Annotated in this window: 17 protein-coding genes and 5 tRNA genes; 2 read left to right on the top strand and 20 right to left on the bottom strand. The window is 36.9% G+C overall.

Going from position 1 to position 18,874, the window contains the following annotated elements; translation table 11 throughout:
* Positions 1–78: 78 nt before the first annotated feature.
* The 18 genes from CA265_02915 to CA265_02830 all read right to left on the bottom strand — a co-directional run bounded on the left by CA265_02915 (position 79) and on the right by CA265_02830 (position 12,768).
* On the bottom strand, positions 79–3,882 hold the full coding sequence (locus tag CA265_02915; GenBank protein ID ARS38683.1) for a DNA-directed RNA polymerase subunit beta: 3,804 nt from the start codon (positions 3,880–3,882) through the stop codon (positions 79–81).
* 157 nt (positions 3,883–4,039) lie between these two features.
* Positions 4,040–4,417 carry a 50S ribosomal protein L7/L12 gene (locus tag CA265_02910; GenBank protein ARS38682.1) on the bottom strand — a complete coding sequence of 126 codons (378 nt, stop codon included), beginning with the start codon at positions 4,415–4,417 and terminating at the stop codon, positions 4,040–4,042.
* A 66-nt stretch (positions 4,418–4,483) separates the two neighbouring features.
* Positions 4,484–5,005, bottom strand: a complete 522-nt coding sequence (locus tag CA265_02905) for a 50S ribosomal protein L10 (protein ID ARS38681.1) — start codon at positions 5,003–5,005, stop codon at positions 4,484–4,486.
* 2 nt (positions 5,006–5,007) lie between these two features.
* Positions 5,008–5,706, bottom strand: coding sequence for a 50S ribosomal protein L1 (locus tag CA265_02900; protein ARS38680.1), 699 nt, complete (start codon positions 5,704–5,706; stop codon positions 5,008–5,010).
* Between the two features lie 20 nt (positions 5,707–5,726).
* Complete coding sequence (locus CA265_02895; GenBank protein ID ARS38679.1) at positions 5,727–6,170, bottom strand: 50S ribosomal protein L11; 444 nt, start codon at positions 6,168–6,170, stop codon at positions 5,727–5,729.
* 215 nt (positions 6,171–6,385) lie between these two features.
* On the bottom strand, positions 6,386–6,904 hold the full coding sequence (locus CA265_02890; GenBank protein ARS38678.1) for a hypothetical protein: 519 nt from the start codon (positions 6,902–6,904) through the stop codon (positions 6,386–6,388).
* Between the two features lie 2 nt (positions 6,905–6,906).
* Positions 6,907–7,416 carry a hypothetical protein gene (locus CA265_02885; GenBank protein ARS42869.1) on the bottom strand — a complete coding sequence of 170 codons (510 nt, stop codon included), beginning with the start codon at positions 7,414–7,416 and terminating at the stop codon, positions 6,907–6,909.
* Between the two features lie 375 nt (positions 7,417–7,791).
* Positions 7,792–8,331, bottom strand: a complete 540-nt coding sequence (locus CA265_02880; GenBank protein ID ARS38677.1) for a transcription termination/antitermination factor NusG — start codon at positions 8,329–8,331, stop codon at positions 7,792–7,794.
* 9 nt (positions 8,332–8,340) lie between these two features.
* A complete protein-coding gene (locus CA265_02875) occupies positions 8,341–8,538 on the bottom strand; it encodes a preprotein translocase subunit SecE (GenBank protein ARS38676.1) in 198 nt (65 codons plus the stop codon).
* 109 nt (positions 8,539–8,647) lie between these two features.
* Positions 8,648–8,718: transfer RNA gene (locus tag CA265_02870), tRNA-Trp, on the bottom strand.
* Between the two features lie 82 nt (positions 8,719–8,800).
* A complete protein-coding gene (locus CA265_02865; GenBank protein ID ARS38675.1) occupies positions 8,801–9,988 on the bottom strand; it encodes an elongation factor Tu in 1,188 nt (395 codons plus the stop codon).
* A gap of 121 nt (positions 9,989–10,109) precedes the next feature.
* Positions 10,110–10,181: transfer RNA gene (locus tag CA265_02860), tRNA-Thr, on the bottom strand.
* A gap of 81 nt (positions 10,182–10,262) precedes the next feature.
* Positions 10,263–10,338: transfer RNA gene (locus tag CA265_02855), tRNA-Gly, on the bottom strand.
* A gap of 81 nt (positions 10,339–10,419) precedes the next feature.
* Positions 10,420–10,502 (bottom strand) — tRNA-Tyr (locus CA265_02850).
* A gap of 39 nt (positions 10,503–10,541) precedes the next feature.
* Positions 10,542–10,614, bottom strand: a tRNA-Thr gene (locus CA265_02845).
* A 549-nt stretch (positions 10,615–11,163) separates the two neighbouring features.
* The gene (locus tag CA265_02840; protein ARS38674.1) at positions 11,164–11,511 is read right to left on the bottom strand and encodes a ribosomal subunit interface protein; all 348 of its coding nucleotides are present in this window, start codon (positions 11,509–11,511) and stop codon (positions 11,164–11,166) included.
* A gap of 14 nt (positions 11,512–11,525) precedes the next feature.
* Positions 11,526–12,410, bottom strand: a complete 885-nt coding sequence (locus CA265_02835; GenBank protein ARS38673.1) for an integrase — start codon at positions 12,408–12,410, stop codon at positions 11,526–11,528.
* Between the two features lie 163 nt (positions 12,411–12,573).
* Positions 12,574–12,768 (bottom strand): 30S ribosomal protein S21, encoded by a 195-nt coding sequence (locus tag CA265_02830; protein ARS42868.1) that lies wholly within the window; start codon positions 12,766–12,768, stop codon positions 12,574–12,576.
* 169 nt (positions 12,769–12,937) lie between these two features.
* On the opposite strand from CA265_02830, the gene CA265_02825 reads away from it, so the two are divergent.
* Positions 12,938–13,321 (top strand): hypothetical protein, encoded by a 384-nt coding sequence (locus tag CA265_02825; protein ID ARS38672.1) that lies wholly within the window; start codon positions 12,938–12,940, stop codon positions 13,319–13,321.
* Positions 13,322–13,978: 657 nt separating this feature from the next.
* Here the strand turns inward: CA265_02825 and CA265_02820 are convergent.
* Together CA265_02820 and CA265_02815 are read right to left on the bottom strand one after the other, a co-directional pair.
* Positions 13,979–15,133 carry an acyl-CoA dehydrogenase gene (locus CA265_02820; GenBank protein ID ARS38671.1) on the bottom strand — a complete coding sequence of 385 codons (1,155 nt, stop codon included), beginning with the start codon at positions 15,131–15,133 and terminating at the stop codon, positions 13,979–13,981.
* A 639-nt stretch (positions 15,134–15,772) separates the two neighbouring features.
* On the bottom strand, positions 15,773–16,672 hold the full coding sequence (locus tag CA265_02815) for a hypothetical protein (GenBank protein ARS38670.1): 900 nt from the start codon (positions 16,670–16,672) through the stop codon (positions 15,773–15,775).
* 95 nt (positions 16,673–16,767) lie between these two features.
* Here CA265_02815 and CA265_02810 point away from each other — a divergent pair, with 95 nt between their 5' ends.
* Entirely contained in the window at positions 16,768–18,519 is a 1,752-nt protein-coding gene (locus CA265_02810) for a hemolysin (GenBank protein ARS38669.1), read from the top strand.
* Positions 18,520–18,874 lie beyond the last annotated feature (355 nt).

Here is an 18,874-nt window from a genome sequence, read left to right as displayed (position 1 = left end):
GGTTAAAGGCGTAGGGTTTAAGGTTTAGGGCGTAGGGTTTAAAACCTTTCACCTTATACCTTAAACCTTCTACCTTATTTAATCTAATGTAATATCTAAACCTAATCCGCGTAACTCATGTACCAATACGTTAAACGATTCTGGCACACCTGGCGTTGGTAGGTTTTCACCTTTAACAATGGCTTCGTAAGTTTTGGCTCTTCCGATTACATCATCCGATTTAACGGTTAAGATCTCCTGAAGAATATTAGCTGCACCGAATGCCTCTAATGCCCAAACCTCCATCTCACCAAAACGCTGACCACCGAACTGGGCTTTACCACCCAATGGTTGTTGTGTAATTAATGAGTATGGTCCGATTGAACGGGCGTGCATCTTATCATCAACCATGTGACCTAATTTCAACATGTAGATAATACCTACAGTTGTAGTCTGATCGAAACGCTCACCTGTTAAACCATTGTATAAGTAGGTTTTTCCTGAAGCAGGAACTCCTGCTTTAGCGATCCATTCTTCCACCTCATCATGCGTAGCGCCATCAAAAATCGGGGTTGCAAATTTAACACCCAATTCTTTACCAGCCCATGCCAATACGGTTTCGTAGATCTGACCAAGGTTCATACGTGAAGGTACACCCAGTGGGTTCAACACGATATCAACCGGACTACCATCAGCTAAGAAAGGCATATCTTCATCACGTACAATACGTGCAACAATACCTTTGTTACCGTGGCGACCCGCCATTTTATCACCTACTTTTAATTTACGTTTTTTAGCTACATAAACTTTTGCCATCTGTACGATTCCTGAAGGAAGCTCATCACCTACACTGATCGCGAATTTATCACGTTTGTAAGCACCAAGTTCTTCGTTAACACGGATACCGTAGTTGTGAAGCAACATTTTAATCATCTCGTTTTTATCATCATCAGTAGTCCATTTGTTAGGGCTAATGTGATTATAATCAAGCTCAGCTAAAATTTTCTGAGTAAATTTAGCGCCTTTAGCAACCAATAATTCTTTGTAAATGTTAAATACACCCTGAGATGTTTTACCGTTTACGATGGTGAATAATTTGTCAACTAATTCTGCTTTTAATTTCTCAGTGATATTGTTATATCCTTTGTCTAATTTCTCAATTGCCGATTTTTCCTCAGCTTTTGTCGTTTTCTTAGCACGGCTGAATAATTTAGTATCAATTACCACACCCTGGATTGAAGGAGGAGTTTTTAAAGACGCATCTTTAACATCACCTGCTTTATCACCAAAAATTGCACGTAGTAATTTCTCTTCCGGTGAAGGATCAGACTCACCTTTTGGTGTAATCTTACCAATTAAAATATCACCTTCTTTTACGTCAGCACCAATACGGATAATACCATTTTCATCAAGGTCTTTAGTAGCCTCTTCAGAAACGTTCGGGATATCTGGTGTTAATTCCTCTTCTCCACGTTTAGTATCACGTACTTCTAATTCAAACTCTTCAATATGCAATGAAGTGAAAACGTCATCACGAACAATACGCTCGTTAATTACAATCGCATCCTCAAAGTTGAAACCTTGCCAAGGCATGAATGCCACTTTCAAGTTTCTACCTAATGCTAATTCGCCATTTTCAGTTGCATAACCTTCGCAAAGTACTTGTCCTTTAGTTACTTTCTGACCTTTCTTAACGATTGGTTTTAAGTTGATACAAGTATTCTGGTTGGTTTTTTTGAATTTAATTAAACGGTAAGTTTTGCTATCACCTTCAAATGAAACTAAACGATCATCTTCGTTACGCTCATATTTAATGGTAATTTCGTTAGCATCAACATACTCTACAATACCATCACCTTCTGCATTGATCAAAGTTCTTGAGTCACGTGCAACGCGACCTTCTAAACCTGTACCTACAATTGGTGCTTCAGGACGTAACAATGGTACGGCCTGACGTTGCATGTTCGATCCCATCAAAGCCCTGTTCGCATCATCATGTTCTAAGAACGGAATTAACGAAGCAGCGATTGAAGTAATCTGGTTAGGTGCAACGTCCATTAAGTCTAATTTCTCAGGCTCAATAATTGGGAAGTCACCCTCATAACGCGCTTTAACACGTGGTGTGGTAAAGTTACCTTTATCATCATACTCTGCATTAGCCTGAGCGATGGTTTTACCATCTTCATCTTCTGCAGATAAATAAATAACGTCTGAATCTACAACTACTTTACCATCTTCAACACGTTTGTAAGGTGTTTCAATGAAACCTAAATTATTGATTTTTGCATGCACACAAAGTGATGAAATTAAACCAATGTTTGGTCCCTCTGGCGTTTCAATCGTACATAAACGACCATAGTGCGTGTAGTGAACGTCACGTACCTCGAAACCGGCACGCTCACGTGATAAACCACCTGGACCTAGGGCCGATAAACGGCGTTTGTGCGTGATCTCTGCTAATGGATTGGTTTGATCCATGAACTGAGATAACTGGTTAGTACCAAAGAAAGAGTTGATCACTGATGATAACGTACGGGCGTTAATCAAATCAGTTGGTGTAAACACCTCGTTATCGCGAATGTTCATACGCTCACGGATTGTTCTGGCCATACGGGCTAAACCAACACCAAATTGTGCGTATAATTGTTCACCTACCGTACGTACACGACGGTTAGACAAGTGATCGATATCATCTACCTCTTCTTTTGAGTTGATCAATTTGATCAGGTATTTTACAATTGCAATAATATCTGCTTTTGTTAATACTTTAACCTCATCAGGGGTATTCATTTTTAATTTACGGTTGATGCGGTAACGACCAACATCTCCTAAATCGTAACGTTTATCTGAAAAGAATAAACGATCAATGATACCACGTGCTGTTTCCTCATCAGGTGGTTCTGCGTTACGCAAAGCACGATAGATGTTTTCTACAGCTTCTTTTTCTGAGTTTGATGTATCTTTCTGTAATGTATTATATATAATGGTATAATCAGCCTGACTTGCGCCATCTTCTTTTGATAAGATGATGCTTTTTACGCCAGCTTCGATAACCATATCAATGTGTTCGTCTTCTAAAACGGTTTCTCTTTCAAGAATCACTTCATTACGGTCGATAGAAACTACCTCACCAGTATCTTCATCAACAAAATCTTCAACCCATTTTTTCAATACTCTTGCAGCCAGTTTACGACCGATGTATTTCTTTAAACCCGATTTACTAACTTTTACTTCGTCAGCAAGATCGAAAAGTTCCAAGATATCTTTATCAGAATCGTAACCGATAGCACGTAATAAAGTGGTAACCGGGAATTTTTTCTTACGATCGATGTAAGCATACATCACGTTATTAACGTCTGTAGCAAACTCGATCCATGAACCTTTGAAAGGAATTACACGGGCAGAATACAATTTGGTTCCGTTAGTGTGACGGCTTTGACCGAAGAACACTCCTGGAGAACGGTGTAATTGCGAAACGATAACACGTTCTGCACCGTTGATAACAAATGTACCTTTTGGTGTCATATACGGGATCGTACCTAAGTACACATCCTGGATGATGGTTTCAAAATCTTCATGTTCTACATCATTACAAGAAAGCTTTAGCTTTGCCTTTAATGGAACATTGTAGGTTAATCCACGCTCAATACACTCGTGTATATCGTAACGTGGCGGATCAACAAAATAATCAAGAAACTCTAATACGAAGATATTTCTTGAATCTGTTATTGGAAAGTTTTCAGCAAACACTTTAAACAAACCTTCGCTAGAGCGATCGTCTGATGTGGTATCTATCTGGAAAAATTCTCTGAATGATTGCAATTGCACATCCAGAAAATCCGGATAGTCTATAATGTGCTTACTAGTTGCAAAATTTACTCTTTGTTCGACTGTCTTTGCCAATGGACTAAAAGATTTTAGTTTAAGAATAAACTATTTGTTTGGTTCAGATTTCAAACAGGCTCATTAACCAAACAAAATGAGATGTTTATAAACAGGTAAAGACACCGACATTTTCAGTCGGTGTCTAATACATTTTTAGCTTAGCTAAGTTAAGTGATTACTTAATCTCAACTACTGCTCCAGCTTCTTCTAATTGTTTTTTAAGAGCTTCTGCTTCGTCTTTAGCAACACCAGCTTTTAATTCTTTTGGTGCTCCGTCTACTAAGTCTTTAGCTTCTTTCAAACCTAAACCAGTTAAGTCTTTAACCAGTTTTACAACTGCTAATTTCTGACCACCAGCTTCTTTTAAGATTACATCAAAAGATGTTTTTTCTGCAGCAGCAGCAGGTGCATCACCACCAGCAGCAGGACCAGCAACTACAGCAGCAGCTGCAGGCTCAATACCATACTCATCTTTTAAGATTTGAGCTAATTCATTAACTTCTTTTACTGTTAAGTTTACTAATTGCTCAGCAAACGCTTTTAAATCTGCCATTTTATTAAGATTTTAAAAATTTACGTGTGTAATAATTTTGTTTAATTTGCGAACTTAAGGTGTTCGTTAACCTTCTCTTTCTTGAAGAGTTTTAACAATTCCTGCAATTTTGTTACCGCCTGACTGAAGCGCAGATAGAACATTTTTAGCTGGTGACTGTAATAATCCAATGATATCGCCAATAAGCTCTTCTCTTGATTTTAAGCTTACTAAGTTATTCAATTGGTCGTCGCCAACGTATACTGATGAATCTATATATGCTGCTTTAAGCACTGGTTTATCAGATGTTTTTCTCAAAGTTTTGATCAACTTAGCCGGAGCGTTTGCTGTTTTTGAGAATAATAATGATGATGAACCTTTAAGGGCTTCGTATATCTCAGAAGCATCGCCATCTAAACCTTCAATCGCTTTGCGGATTAAAGAGTTTTTAGCAACCTTCATTACGATATCACCTTCGAAACATTTGCGGCGGATGTTATTGATCTGCTCTACAGAAAGGCTAGAAGTATCAGCAATATAAAAATTGCCAAACTCTTGCATTTGTCCTTGTAGTTCTAAAACTACTTCGTTTTTTTCTTCTCTGTTCATGATTAGATCCCCGCTACTGATTTTGTTTCAATTGCAATCCCAGGACTCATTGTAGAAGACACGTGAATGCTCTTAAAATAAGTTCCTTTTGCAGCAGATGGTTTTAATTTAGAAATTACTTGAATAATCTCAAGTGCATTCTCATAAATTTTGTCTGCTGGGAATGATACTTTTCCTATCGAGGCGTGTATGATACCCGTTTTGTCTACTTTAAAATCAATTTTACCTGCTTTAACCTCTGTTACAGCTTTACCAACTTCGTTAGTTACTGTACCAGATTTTGGGTTAGGCATTAAGTTCCTTGGACCTAAAACACGGCCCAATTTACCTACCTTAGCCATACAAGCTGGTGTAGTGATAATAATGTCTACATCGGTCCAACCACCTTCAATTTTAGCTACATACTCGTCTAAACCTACGAAGTCTGCGCCAGCTGCTTTTGCTTCTTCTTCCTTATCAGGAGTTACTAAAGCTAAAACACGTACAGTTTTACCTGTTCCGTGTGGTAAAGTAGCAATACCACGTACCATTTGATTGGCTTTACGCGGATCTACTCCTAAAGATACATCAATATCAACTGAAGCATCGAATTTAGTCGTAGTGATTTCTTTTACCAAAGCAGCAGCATCCTTCAAAGTATAAGCTTTACCAGCTTCTATCTTAGCATGTGCCTTTTTTTGATTTTTAGTTAATTTCGCCACTGTTGTAAACTGTTTTTTAATTAATTGTTCCAGGGTGCGTCACCAGAAACGGTGATTCCCATACTGCGTGCTGTACCGGCAACCATACTCATTGCAGATTCGATCGTAAATGCATTTAAATCAGGCATTTTATCTTCAGCAATAACTTTAATCTGGTCCCAGGTCACCGATCCAACTTTTTTACGGTTAGGCTCAGCAGAACCACTCTGTAATTTAGTAGCATCTTTTAACTGGATAGCTACAGGAGGGGTTTTGATGATGAAATCGAATGACTTATCAGCATAAACAGTAATTACAACTGGCAATACTTTACCTGCTTTATCTTGGGTACGAGCGTTGTACTGTTTGCAAAACTCCATAATGTTCACCCCTTTAGCACCTAATGCAGGTCCTACTGGTGGCGATGGATTTGCCGCTCCGCCTTTGATCTGTAATTTGATCATTGCACTGACTTCTTTTGCCATTTTGTGTTTTTTGTTTATTTAAAACTCAATGTTAAATATTGGAAGCATGTAACATTTAATTCCTTATAGCTCCTATAAAGCTTAAAGGACTGCAAAGATATGGATAATCTTGCAAATGCACAATAGATGGAGAGAAATATATTTTATATTATGTAATGCGTAAAAATATTCCCGATCAATTAGGAGTTAGCAACGATCATTAAATTGAACCAAACCTATTTCGTATTTAATATGCTTAAGATTTGCTTAAAGCTATCTCCTATTTCATTATAGGATAATATTACTGATGTGCTGGGTTTGGAAATACTTTTTACCACTTTATTACTATGTATATAATAACGTGTTTCGACAGTGTTTTTTATTTTAGAACCTTTCACGTACATCGGCTTATCGTAGAATATCTCCTTTCTAAATACAAAGAATAGACCTTTATTATTAAGATAATAATCAACCTCAGCTCTTCCTGTTTCACCATAGAAAACACAATGCATTTTTTTTAAGGTATTTTTATCATAATAACCAGTTACCTCTCCACCTTCTGCCGACACACCGGGTGCATCCTTAGTTTTCTTTCGGTAAAGGCTTAACTGTTTATTGATTGCTAAAAAGTCCGTTTGTATTTTCTTGATAATAGCCGGAGTATCAACCAATGCTTTGATTGAACGATCATTTACACAGACACCATCAGCACCATAATAAAGTATACAAATCAAAAATATAAGAAACCCTTTCATAACTATTTTACTTTTTTCAAATCTCTAATACTTTGACCAAAAGTCATCTGAAAATGAGGATAATCTTTAAAACCTTTCCAATTTCCTCCCCATTCAAATCCCAAATCTTCTCCAATCTTAACAACCTCTTTTGGCAATATACTCCAAACTGCATTACCTTCTTTCACAATCACAACATCCATAGCTAATGCATAATTATGATAACTTGTACCTCCTTTTGCTTTAGTTACTATATTTCCAGGAGTAGTTCTGCCTTGATTATATAGCGCATTTTGTTCAGCAATAGTCCTTAAAGCCTGTACAATCCTTAGCTGTATACCAAGCTCTTCTTCCACTGTATTAGTAAATTCCCGAGCTGGCGCTTGCAATCTTTTATCTAATGTTAAGATCCGCTTATTAGTAGCAGCATCCCAAGTTGGCTTTAAGGATCTGGGAAGACCGTTTTCTACCAATAATAATAAAGAATTCGCTTTTTTATTGAACTTTATTCTTTTTCTTTTATCCCAAACCATCCCTGACTCAAGAAAATAATAATCAACATCAATACCGCCTTTTGCAGATACTTTCTTCACTACATAATTTTTATGAATAGTGTCAATAATTAAAGGAATTAAAGCAGGAGAAAATGAACCCGAACCAAAGATTAGAAACGACTTAAAAGGATCATAAAAACTAAATATAATACCTGCGTTCTTCTTCCCTACTAATGAATATTCCATAATTACTGTTAAAGTGGTTTGACAATTAATTATTAAATCACAAAAAATGATAGGGATACTTATAATCTAGCAATTAAAATGCCATAATCTTATAATGAAAATCTATTTCAAACAAAAAGGCCTCAGAAAATAAATTCTAAGGCCTTTAAATATTTTAAAGATAATTTCTTACTCTTTTTCTACCTGCATGTAGTTAAGTTCAAGTGGCGTTTTACGTCCAAAGATTTTAACCATTACTTTCAGTTTTTTCTTCTCTTCGTTTACCTCTTCGATAATACCGGAGAAACCATTGAAAGGTCCGTCCATTACTTTGATGCCTTCGCCCACATAGTAAGGCACATTCATGGTTTCACCTTGCTCGCTCATTTCATCAACCACACCTAAAATACGGTTAACTTCTGCCTGGCGCATTGGGATTGGATTACCGGCTTTATCACCTAAGAAACCAATAACGCTGTTAATTCCTTTAATGATGTGTTCTAATTCTCCATCTAATGTAGCTTCGATTAAAACATAACCAGGATAGAAGTTACGTTCTTTGGCAATTTTTTTACCATCTTTCATTTGGTAATATTTTTCCATTGGTATTAAAACCTGAGGAACCAAATGAGAGAAACCTAAACGGCTGATCTCAGCATCAATGTACTGTTTTACTTTCTTTTCTTTACCGCTAACAGCCCTTACAACGTACCACTTTAGATCGCTCATTAGTAAATATTAATTAGAAAGTGATTTATAAAAAGTATCTAACACAAATGTTGATCCTTTATCCATTGCAAAAATAACCAATGCAATAATTAAAGAAGCCACTAATACAAGAATTGCAGAACTTTGCAGTTCGCCCCAGGTAGGCCATGTAACCTTCTGGGTCATTTCATCGTACGATTCTTTTATAAACTCAACTACTTTAGCCATATTTAATTTATTGAATGACAGAATGACTAAATGAGTGAATGATAATATTCGAAAGCTTACTTTCAAATTCAATCATTCACTCATTCAATTACTCAACCATTGTTTTGAGCACGGGAACAAGGATTCGAACCCTGATCAAAGGTTTTGGAGACCTCTATTCTACCGTTGAACTATTCCCGTATTTAGAAAGCGAAGTGTTTAAGTGTATAAACACTTCGCTTTTCTTATTTTACTTAAGCCCCGGTCAACCGGGATTTAAGATTTATTTTAAAATTTCAGTTACCTGACCAGCACCTACTGTTCTACCACCTTCACGGATAGCGAAACGTAGACCTTTTTCCATTGCGATAGCGTTGATCAACTTTACAGTGATGGTAACGTTATCACCTGGCATTACCATTTCAGTACCTTCAGCTAGTGAAATCTCACCAGTAACGTCTGTAGTACGGAAATAGAATTGAGGACGGTATTTGTTGAAGAATGGTGTGTGACGACCACCTTCTGCTTTTGATAATACATAGATCTCAGCTTTGAAATCAGTGTGAGGCGTTACTGAACCTGGTTTACAGATTACCATACCACGACGGATATCAGTTTTCTCAATACCACGTAACAATAAACCTACGTTATCACCAGCTTCACCGTAATCTAAGATTTTACGGAACATCTCAACACCAGTTACTGTAGATTTTAAGTTCTCAGCACCCATACCTAAGATCTCAACCGGATCTCCAGAGTTGATTACACCACGCTCAATACGACCAGTAGCAACAGTACCACGACCAGTAATTGAGAATACGTCTTCAACAGGCATTAAGAATGGAAGATCAGTTAAACGTGGAGGAATTGGAATGTAGCTATCAACAGCATCCATTAATTCCATAATTTTTCCAACCCATTTAGGATCGCCGTTTAATCCACCTAATGCAGAACCTTGGATTACAGGAATATCATCACCTGGGAATTCGTAGAACGATAATAATTCACGAACTTCCATTTCTACTAATTCTAATAATTCAGGATCATCAACCATATCCACTTTATTCATGAATACAACTAATGAAGGTACACCAACCTGACGAGCTAATAAGATGTGCTCGCGAGTTTGTGGCATTGGACCATCAGTAGCAGCAACAACGATAATTGCACCGTCCATCTGAGCAGCACCAGTAACCATGTTTTTCACGTAATCCGCGTGACCTGGACAGTCAACGTGTGCATAGTGACGGTTAGCTGTTGAATACTCAACGTGAGCTGTATTGATTGTAATACCTCTTTCTTTTTCCTCTGGAGCAGAGTCAATTGAATCGAATGAACGTGCCTCAGTTAAACCAGCATCAGCCAAAACTTTTGTAATAGCTGCTGTTAAAGTTGTTTTACCGTGATCGACGTGACCGATTGTACCGATGTTTAAGTGCGGTTTACTGCGGTCAAATTTTTCTTTTGCCATTTTATTTATAACTAATTAGTAGGTTAACTTTTTATTATTTTTTTATTTATTGTTATTTCAACACAAAAAACCTTGTCTACTCTGCTTATTAAACAGATTTAACAAAGCTTTATTATACCTGAGCCAACTATGGGAATTGAACCCATGACCTCTTCCTTACCAAGGAAGTGCTCTACCGCTGAGCTAAGTCGGCTTTTTAGTTTCCAGTTTCAGCCTTTTTAGTTTTATCCAAATTAAAACTGTTACCAATAACTGCCCACTTTCTAATTTTTATTGGAGCGGAAGACGAGGTTCGAACTCGCGACCTATAGCTTGGAAGGCTATCGCTCTACCAACTGAGCTACTTCCGCTTTTAAAAACTAGTGATTGATTGAATGAAAGAATGATAGAAATAATCTCTCATTAAAACATTTGGTCGTTCATTTAAAGTGTGGGGAGAGAAGGATTCGAACCTTCGAAATCTTGCGATAACAGAGTTACAGTCTGTCCCATTTGGCCGCTCTGGAATCTCCCCATTTTTTACTTTAAAATGCTAACACTTTAAAATAAAAAGAGCCTCCTATCGGAATCGAACCAATGACCTACTGATTACAAGTCAGTTGCTCTACCAGCTGAGCTAAGGAGGCTTTAAATTTTGTGCAATGATACGAAAAATCTTCATTTTTCATACTATTAACGTGTTTTTTTAAAACTTTTATCTTTTTAAAGAACAACCCTTTTCTTCCTGGCCTAACGCCGTTTCCGAAAGGGAATGCAAATATACACACTTATATTTCACTTCAAAATAAATTTGAAAAAAAATACTGAACTTTTTTAGCCTATTCATTCAATTAGGCCCATTTAAAATAATAGGTACTTCATAATCAGCCGCTTTGCCTGCGCTTAAATTTGTATTATTTTTTTTAACTTTTTAGGTGTTCTAAACGAATATGAATCGGTTTTTAAGTTTAATCGCACTTTCCCCTGCTGCCTGCTGCTTTGCCACCATTGCCCTTTACATGCGCTACCGCCACTAAATCGTTTCTATTCTTATTGTTTTTTTAAAAAAAATCATTCGATACCATAATTCCTTAGTCAATAACAATTAAAAAATAATAGCAAATTCCTCAAGGTAGTGCATAAAAAAGGCAACATAATCATTAATCATGTTGCCTTTTCTTAAACTAAGCTAATTTTTAGTAATCAGCGGCTTCGCTTTCGCTTAAAATTGCTTTATGCTCGCTTAATTTTGCGCGTGTTTTATCTTTATGTTTCGTAATCTGCTTTCTTAACGATTCAATAGCCAGATCGGTGGCTTCTTCAAATGATTTACATTGTTCTTTAGCGAAGAGGGTTCCTCCGGGCACAATGAGTTTTATCTCACTAATTTTATTGGCCTCATCCTCTACGTTCTCTAACTTTAAATACACTTCTCCGCTAATAATCTGGTCAAAAAACTGATCTAGCTTATTTGCTTTTTTTTGTATAAAATCTAACAACTTACTGTCTGCACTGAAGTGGATTGATTGAACTCCGATTTTCATTTTTCCTCCTTTTTTTATGCCTTTGGATGGGCTTGTTTATAAATTGTTTTTAATCTTTCGATTGAATTGTGGGTGTAAACCTGGGTTGCCGCTAAACTGGCATGACCCAAAAGTTCTTTAATTGCATTTAGATCTGCTCCTGCATTTAACAGGCTTGTTGCATAACTGTGCCGAAGCACGTGGGGACTTTTCTTCTCATTGGTTGATACGTGGTTTAGGTATGAGGTCACAATACGGTATATTAATTTTGGATATGCCGCTGCACCTGTATTGGTAACGATTAAGATAAGCAAATTGTTATTAAAGTTTTGCAACTTTTTTAGCTCAATGTAGGTATTTACCTGATTAATAAGCTGTTTATTTACGGGGATGATCCGTTCTTTATTTCTTTTACCCAACACCTTTATCGTTCCCGAATAAATATCAATATCGGTATCCTTTAACTGAAGCAGTTCTGTTAAACGCATGCCTGTTCCATAAAGCAGTTCGATGACCAGGTGATCGCGAACCGATGGGAAACTTTCGTCAAAATAATGCTCAGAATCCAGTAGATGATCCATTTTTTGTGTATCAACAAATACAGGTAACCTTTTGGGTATTTTGGGTGCCTTAATTAAAACAGTAGGGTTTTGATCAATTTCTCCGGTTCGCTGTAAAAATTTATAAAAGCTCCTTAAGGTCGAAATTTTTCTATTGATGGTATGCTCGGATATTTTGTTCTCCATCAGATCTACCATATAACTCCTCAGATGAACATGTTTTACTTCTAAAAAATTCAGACTGAACGTATGATTGATATACTCTTCAAACTGATCTAAATCGGTTTGATAAGAGGTAATGGTGTGCTGAGAATAGCGCTTCTCGTGAGTTAAATAGGTTATAAAACTTTTTAGCAACATTCAATATCTTTTTGCCGGGGACTGATATGAAGTTACAAATAGTTTTGATATAAAGAAATCATTAATTAATTGTTTATTGTAAAGTTTTTGATTTCTTTTTAAAACAAAAAAGTCCTCCCGATTTAACATCTGGAGGACTTTAATGTATTTATATCTTAAACAACTATGCAGTTGTATCTTGATTCATATTCTGAATGTAAACAGCATGTTTAATTTCAGTACGGCGAGCAACGGATTTTTTCTCGTATGCTTGGCGACTACGTAGTTCTCTCAATACACCAGTTTTTTCAAACTTTTTCTTGAAACGTTTAAGGGCTTTATCTAATGATTCGCCGTCTTTAATGTTGATAATGATCATAACGCTGAAATACCTCCTCTCGTGGTTTTTTAAATTTTCCCGTGTTATCGGGGCTGCAAATGTAAGCAAAATATTGAAAATGAGAAAGATTTTATAAAAAGAAATTATATTTAAATCATTGATTAAACTAAACTGTTGTTTACTTACATTTATATATACAATATAGGATATGACAACAGGCAAAAAAGTAGGTTCAATTATCGCAGTTATAGTCGTGATTTTACTCGTAGCAGTTTGCTATTACCGGTATTTCTTTGTTTTTGGCGAAGGGGTTAAAGCAGGCGAATTAAATTATGTGGTAAAGAAAGGTTATATCTTTAAAACATACGAAGGTAAATTGATTCAAAGCGGCGTACGATCCAAACAAGCCGGCACCTTGCAAAACAACGAATTCGAATTTTCTATTGCAAATAAGGAAATTGCCGATAAAATGATGGCCAATAGCGGAAAGTTTTACGAGTTACACTATAAAGAATATAAAAACACCCTGCCCTGGCGCGGATTTAGCGTTTATGTGGTAGATAGCATTTTAACTACGAAAGATATACAATAAGCTAAAGGTTTAGGGTTTAGGGTTTAGGGTTTAGGGTTTAGGGAAAATTATTATTCAAAAGATTAGTTTTAAAACCTTATACCATAAACCTTTTACCTGCTAACCTTTCTTCGGTACCTTCGCTCCTGCTTTTCTGGCTTCCGATAATCCGATAGCAATAGCCTGTTTTTTGGAAGTCACTTTTTTACCTGATCCGCTTTTAAGCTTACCTGCTTTCATTTCGTGCATGGTTTCTTCTACTTTCTCACCAGCTTTTTCTGAATACTTTGCCATATGTTAGTTTATTAGTCATTAGTTCAATGGTTCATTAGTTCATTAGTTCACTTACCAAATGGTTATTGATCATTGAATATTGGTTATGGTACAATAGTCACTAATGTGGGCCATTATTTAATCGGTTAACTGACGCCAAACGCCAAACTCCAGGCTTATCCTGGTTATTGGTTATTGGTTATTGGTTATTGGTCATTGGTCATTGGTCATTAAAAAACATCGCTTTCAAGTAGTTGGTTTTAAAATTTTAAACAAAAAAAAATCCGGAGGTGGTTAAGCCATCCGGATTACTCATAATATATTTGGTTTTAATAAGGTTGAAGGTGTAAGGTCTAAGGTGTAGGGTGATCGACATTTGCCTTAAACCCTAAACCTTCTACCTTTCTACCCTTGCAAGACTTCTCTGGCGATTACAATCTTTTGTATTTCTGAGGTGCCCTCGCCTATTGTACATAATTTACTATCACGATAAAATTTCTCAACTGGAAAGTCTTTGGTATAACCATAACCACCAAATATCTGAACGGCATCTGTGGCTACCCTTACCGAAACCTCTGAGGCAAAATATTTCGCCATAGCCGATTCTTTTGTCATGGGCAAATGCCTGTTCTTTAAATCTGCCGCCTGACGGATTAATAGTTCGGCAGCTTCAATCTCTGTAGCCATATCAGCTAGTTTAAAGCTAATGGCCTGAAAGCTCGAAATGGGCTGACCAAACTGCTGGCGTTGTTTCGAATAAGCAACTGCAGCATCAAAAGCACCTTTTGCAATGCCTAGGGCCAAGGCGGCAATAGAAATTCTGCCGCCATCTAAAACTTTCATGGCCTGTTTAAAACCTTCGCCAACATTGCCCAATAAATTGGCTTTAGGTACGCGGCAATTGTCAAAAATCATTTCTGTGGTTTCTGATGCCCGCATTCCTAATTTATTTTCTTTTTTCCCTGCAGTAAAACCAGGTGTACCGCGCTCTACTACAATAGCCGAAATCCCTTTCGAACTTCCTTGCTCACCGGTTCTTACCATAACAACCGCAATATCGCCGCTTTTGCCATGAGTGATCCAGTTTTTTGCACCGTTTATAATGTAATCGTCGCCATCTTCAACAGCAGTGGTCATCATCCTTAAGGCATCCGAACCTGTATTGGCTTCGGTTAATCCCCAGGCACCAATCCATTCGGCTGTTGCCAGCTTTGGCAGCCACCTTTGTTTCTGTTCTGGATTGGCGAAGGCCAGAATATGACCAGTACATAAGGAGTTGTGCGCAGCTAATGATAAACCGATTGAGCCACAAACGCGGGCCACTTCTACAATTACATCAACATATTCCTGATAGCCCAATCCAGAGCCGCCATATTCTTCGGGAACCAATACGCCCATTAAGCCCAGTTCTCCGAGCTGTTTAAACAATTCAACGGGGAAATGCTGTGCCTCATCCCATTCCATGATATGTGGACGAATGTTTTTCTCTGCAAAATCGCGGACCATGGCCTTTACACTTTGCTGAGTTTCTGTTTCTGAAAAATCGAAGCTTACGCTCATTAAATTTATATTTTATAGTTAGTTGAGGCAATTATAAACAATTATTTGATAGTTAGTTACCATTAAATATTTGTGCAATTACAGAATGAAATGGTATTCGGTTCAATTAGTTTATCGGTTAATTTTAAACCTTGAAATTAACGGCAATAATTAACCTGGAAACGAAATACATAATTTTTTAATGATCATCTTTTTTTGGAAATCAGGTACAGAAGCGTTTGGCGTTACTCAGCCCCGCTCTCCACTTTACTCCGTTACACTCCGTGTTCGTTCCGATCAGGTTTATAAGGCACCGCTGGTAAGATGATTTGGAGTTTATAATTGCTTTCCAAATCAAATTGAAAATCGATTCTTTTAAACCTGGCGGCTAACTCCTAAAATTGACCCAGAATAGGAAATGCTTAATTTTTAAATGGTTATCTTTTTTGGAAATCAGGTACAGGAGCTTTTGGCTCAACTCAGCCCTGCTCTCCACTTTACTCCGTTACACTCCGTGCTCGTTCCGATCAGGTTTATAAGGCACGGCCAGTACGATGATTTGGGGTTAATAATTGCCTTCCAAATCAAATTGAAAATGGATTCTTTCTAAATTTTGCAATTAACTCGGAATAGGAAATGTTTAATCTTTAACTCAAGTGTTTAAAAAGAAATATAAGGGGTAATTTTATCGATAACCTGCTGGTTCAACAGCACAATCTTTTTCAGATCAGATATACCCGAATAATTGCCATGCTGCTTGCGGTATTGAATAATGGCATTGATCTGTTTGTACGAAAGGTATGGATTGCGCTTTAAATCGTTAAACGTTGCTGTATTTAGGTTTATTGTTTTTAGCGGCGTATTGCTGATTTCGATCTGATCTTTAATTTCAGCATACTTCGTAGAATCTAAGCCATAAACTTCGAGCAGCTGCTCTTTCTTGTAAAAACCACCTAAACGCTCGCGGTATTTAATAATTCTAAGGGCAAAAGTGCCACCAATGCCTTTTATCTCGTCCAGTTGTGCCGAATCAGCCCTATTGATATCGACGATTGTCAATGTTTTTTTAGCATATTCCTTTTTTTCGAAAGGCGCATATTTTCCGGAGTCCTTGATGGGCTGATCGGGTATCTGAATATAAGGCAATATCTTTTGGTACATTTCTGGCGAAAGGGTATACATTTTCTGAAGATCTTCGGCTTTATAAAATTTACCACCCTTGACGGTATAATTTATAATCGATTGTGCCTGTTTTGGCGATAAGCCTAAAGTTTGCCAGCCTTGTACATCTAAAGTGTTGGGATTGAATTTAAAAAGTTTAACCGGTTTTTCGGGATTTGAACTTTCAATCCGATCGCGAATGCTATTGGCATGTGCCTGATCTGTGATGCTGATCTTCTGAATTTGTGCTAAGAGATTTGGATCATCATTTGAAAGGGGCTGATAATAATCATATATAATAGGTATAGCCTTAATGACAATGAGAATAAAGACCAGAAACAGCAATCCATTAAATTCACCCTTGCTAACACCAAAATTTTTGTTGAGCCAAATTCTCATTGATGCGATATGACATGTGTATTATAAATATAAATCTTATTTTTGGGATTGCAAAACAGAATGGGTTTTGCCTATCAACAATCTAAGAATTTTATATGAAGATCATAACTACATCTGAGTTTGCGAAAGCAACAAAGATAGATAAGCTAGGTGTACCAGGTTTAGCAGGTTTGATGATGGAGATCATGAAACTGAACGATATCAACGACGTATTCGCTCAAAATCAACACTTTAAAGGCTTAGAATTTGTAGACAAGATATTAGAAACCATTGGCGTTTCGATAGAATTTGATGATGATGATTTAAACAGCATCCCGAAAACAGGACCTTTTATTGCTATTGCAAATCACCCTTATGGTGGTGTAGAAGGTTTGGCTTTAGTTAAACTATTGTGCACGGTTAGGCCGGATGCCAAGGTGATGGTAAATTTCATTTTGAAGAAAATACCAAACCTTGATGAATTTTTTGTTGCTGTAAATCCTTTCGAAAATGTGCAGCATTCTTCAAGTATCAGTGGCTTAAAAACTACTTTTGATTTACTTAGAAATGGAACACCAATTGGTATTTTCCCTGCAGGAGAAGTTTCTACCTTTAAATTAGATGCCCAGCAGGTAACCGACAGGATGTGGCATCCTGTTGTTGGAAAACTGATTGCCAAAGCAAAAGTACCTGTTGTACCTATTTATTTCCATGGCAATAATGGTGTTTTCTTTAACATTTTAAGCTTCATCCATCCTACGCTGCGTACAGCAAAGCTACCTTCGGAGTTTTTAAATAAACACGGGCGCACCATTAAGGTACGCATTGGTAAACCCATTGCCGTATCTGAAATTTCGCATATGAACAGTAGTAATAAACTGATGGACTTTTTAAGGGCCCGTACCTATGCGCTTGGTGTTGGATTAGATACAGAGAAAAAACTCTTTAATCCGTTAAACTTATTTAAGATTAAAAAGAAACCTGTTGAAGTAATTGAAGAAACTTCGAGGGAATTAATTAAAAATGAGGTTGTGCTTCTGGAAGATTTCAAGGTTTGGACAGAGAAAAACTACGAAGTATATATTGTGCCGACTTTAAAAATACCGAATATTTTAAGAGAGATTGGCCGTTTGCGCGAAATTACTTTCCGTGAAGTTGGTGAAGGCACGAACAAAAAAATCGATCTCGACAATTACGATATCTACTATAACCACTTATTTATTTGGGATAAGGATTTGGAAAATATTGTAGGTGCTTACCGGATTGGTAAAGGAGATGAAATTTTAGAAAGCATGGGCCGCCGTGGCTTCTACCTGTCTGAATTGTTCAAAATGAAAGATCAGTTTTACCCGATGTTGAGACAAGGGATAGAGCTGGGCAGATCGTGGATCAGAAAAGAATACCAGGGCAAACCTCTTCCATTATTTTTGCTTTGGAAAGGTATTTTAAAGTACCTGATCGATAATCCGCAGTATCGTTACATGTTTGGACCGGTGAGTATCAGCAACAACTTTTCTAAATTTAGCAAGGCCCTAATTGTAGATTATATTACCAAAAACCATTTCGATTATGAAATGGCCAAATATGTTAAACCCCGGAACAAATTTAAAGCCGACTTACTGCCTATCGCTACCGATACCCTGGTAGACAGTAGCGAATCGTTCAAAGATTTAGACAGCATCATCGGAGACATTGAAAACTCGCACATCAAAATTCCAGTATTATTGAGGCAGTACATGAACCTGAATGCAAAGATTATCTCATTCAATATCGACCCTAAATTTTCTGATTGCTTAGATGGCTTCTTAGTGGTTGATACACATAATATCCCACCAGAAATGCTCGAAAAACTCGGCAAGAATCTTTAAGTCAATTCAATAAAAAAACCCAGACATCCATCTGGGTTTTTTATTATCAACTAACCTAAACTTTATAAATACTAACCAAATATTTATGCCACAAAAGTAGGTTTGCCTTGTTAAATTGGTATTAATGATATGTTATTTATAGAATTTATTCATGCATATATAATGATATTTCTAATCCAACGATTTTCTCCTAAGAAGCAATTTTCAAAGCCCTGAATCAGCATTAATGTTAACACTACGTTAAGTGATGCTAAAATTGTTCACATAAAGAAATTGTTGCTTTTATGTTAATAATAAGTAAATTTAATGTAACCAAATACAGGGCGGTTTGAAAAGAGGGATTTATACATATGTT

This window comes from Sphingobacteriaceae bacterium GW460-11-11-14-LB5 (genome assembly GCA_002151545.1).
GTDB lineage: Bacteria > Bacteroidota > Bacteroidia > Sphingobacteriales > Sphingobacteriaceae > Pedobacter.
This window is presented reverse-complemented; position numbering and strand designations above follow the sequence as displayed.

What these genes read in the sequence shown, in the direction of transcription:
- CA265_02910 (ARS38682.1), bottom strand. Translation starts at nt 4,417, where the DNA reads ATGGCAGATTTAAAAGCGTTTGCTGAGCAATTAGTAAACTTAACAGTA.
- CA265_02905 (ARS38681.1), bottom strand. Translation starts at nt 5,005, where the DNA reads ATGAACAGAGAAGAAAAAAACGAAGTAGTTTTAGAACTACAAGGACAA.
- CA265_02895 (ARS38679.1), bottom strand. Translation starts at nt 6,170, where the DNA reads ATGGCAAAAGAAGTCAGTGCAATGATCAAATTACAGATCAAAGGCGGA.
- CA265_02890 (ARS38678.1), bottom strand. Translation starts at nt 6,904, where the DNA reads ATGAAAGGGTTTCTTATATTTTTGATTTGTATACTTTATTATGGTGCT.
- CA265_02885 (ARS42869.1), bottom strand. Translation starts at nt 7,416, where the DNA reads ATGGTTTGGGATAAAAGAAAAAGAATAAAGTTCAATAAAAAAGCGAAT.
- CA265_02880 (ARS38677.1), bottom strand. Translation starts at nt 8,331, where the DNA reads ATGAGCGATCTAAAGTGGTACGTTGTAAGGGCTGTTAGCGGTAAAGAA.
- CA265_02875 (ARS38676.1), bottom strand. Translation starts at nt 8,538, where the DNA reads ATGGCTAAAGTAGTTGAGTTTATAAAAGAATCGTACGATGAAATGACC.
- CA265_02865 (ARS38675.1), bottom strand. Translation starts at nt 9,988, where the DNA reads ATGGCAAAAGAAAAATTTGACCGCAGTAAACCGCACTTAAACATCGGT.
- CA265_02840 (ARS38674.1), bottom strand. Translation starts at nt 11,511, where the DNA reads ATGAAAATCGGAGTTCAATCAATCCACTTCAGTGCAGACAGTAAGTTG.
- CA265_02835 (ARS38673.1), bottom strand. Translation starts at nt 12,410, where the DNA reads ATGTTGCTAAAAAGTTTTATAACCTATTTAACTCACGAGAAGCGCTAT.
- CA265_02830 (ARS42868.1), bottom strand. Translation starts at nt 12,768, where the DNA reads ATGATCATTATCAACATTAAAGACGGCGAATCATTAGATAAAGCCCTT.
- CA265_02825 (ARS38672.1), top strand. Translation starts at nt 12,938, where the DNA reads ATGACAACAGGCAAAAAAGTAGGTTCAATTATCGCAGTTATAGTCGTG.
- CA265_02820 (ARS38671.1), bottom strand. Translation starts at nt 15,133, where the DNA reads ATGAGCGTAAGCTTCGATTTTTCAGAAACAGAAACTCAGCAAAGTGTA.
- CA265_02815 (ARS38670.1), bottom strand. Translation starts at nt 16,672, where the DNA reads ATGAGAATTTGGCTCAACAAAAATTTTGGTGTTAGCAAGGGTGAATTT.
- CA265_02810 (ARS38669.1), top strand. Translation starts at nt 16,768, where the DNA reads ATGAAGATCATAACTACATCTGAGTTTGCGAAAGCAACAAAGATAGAT.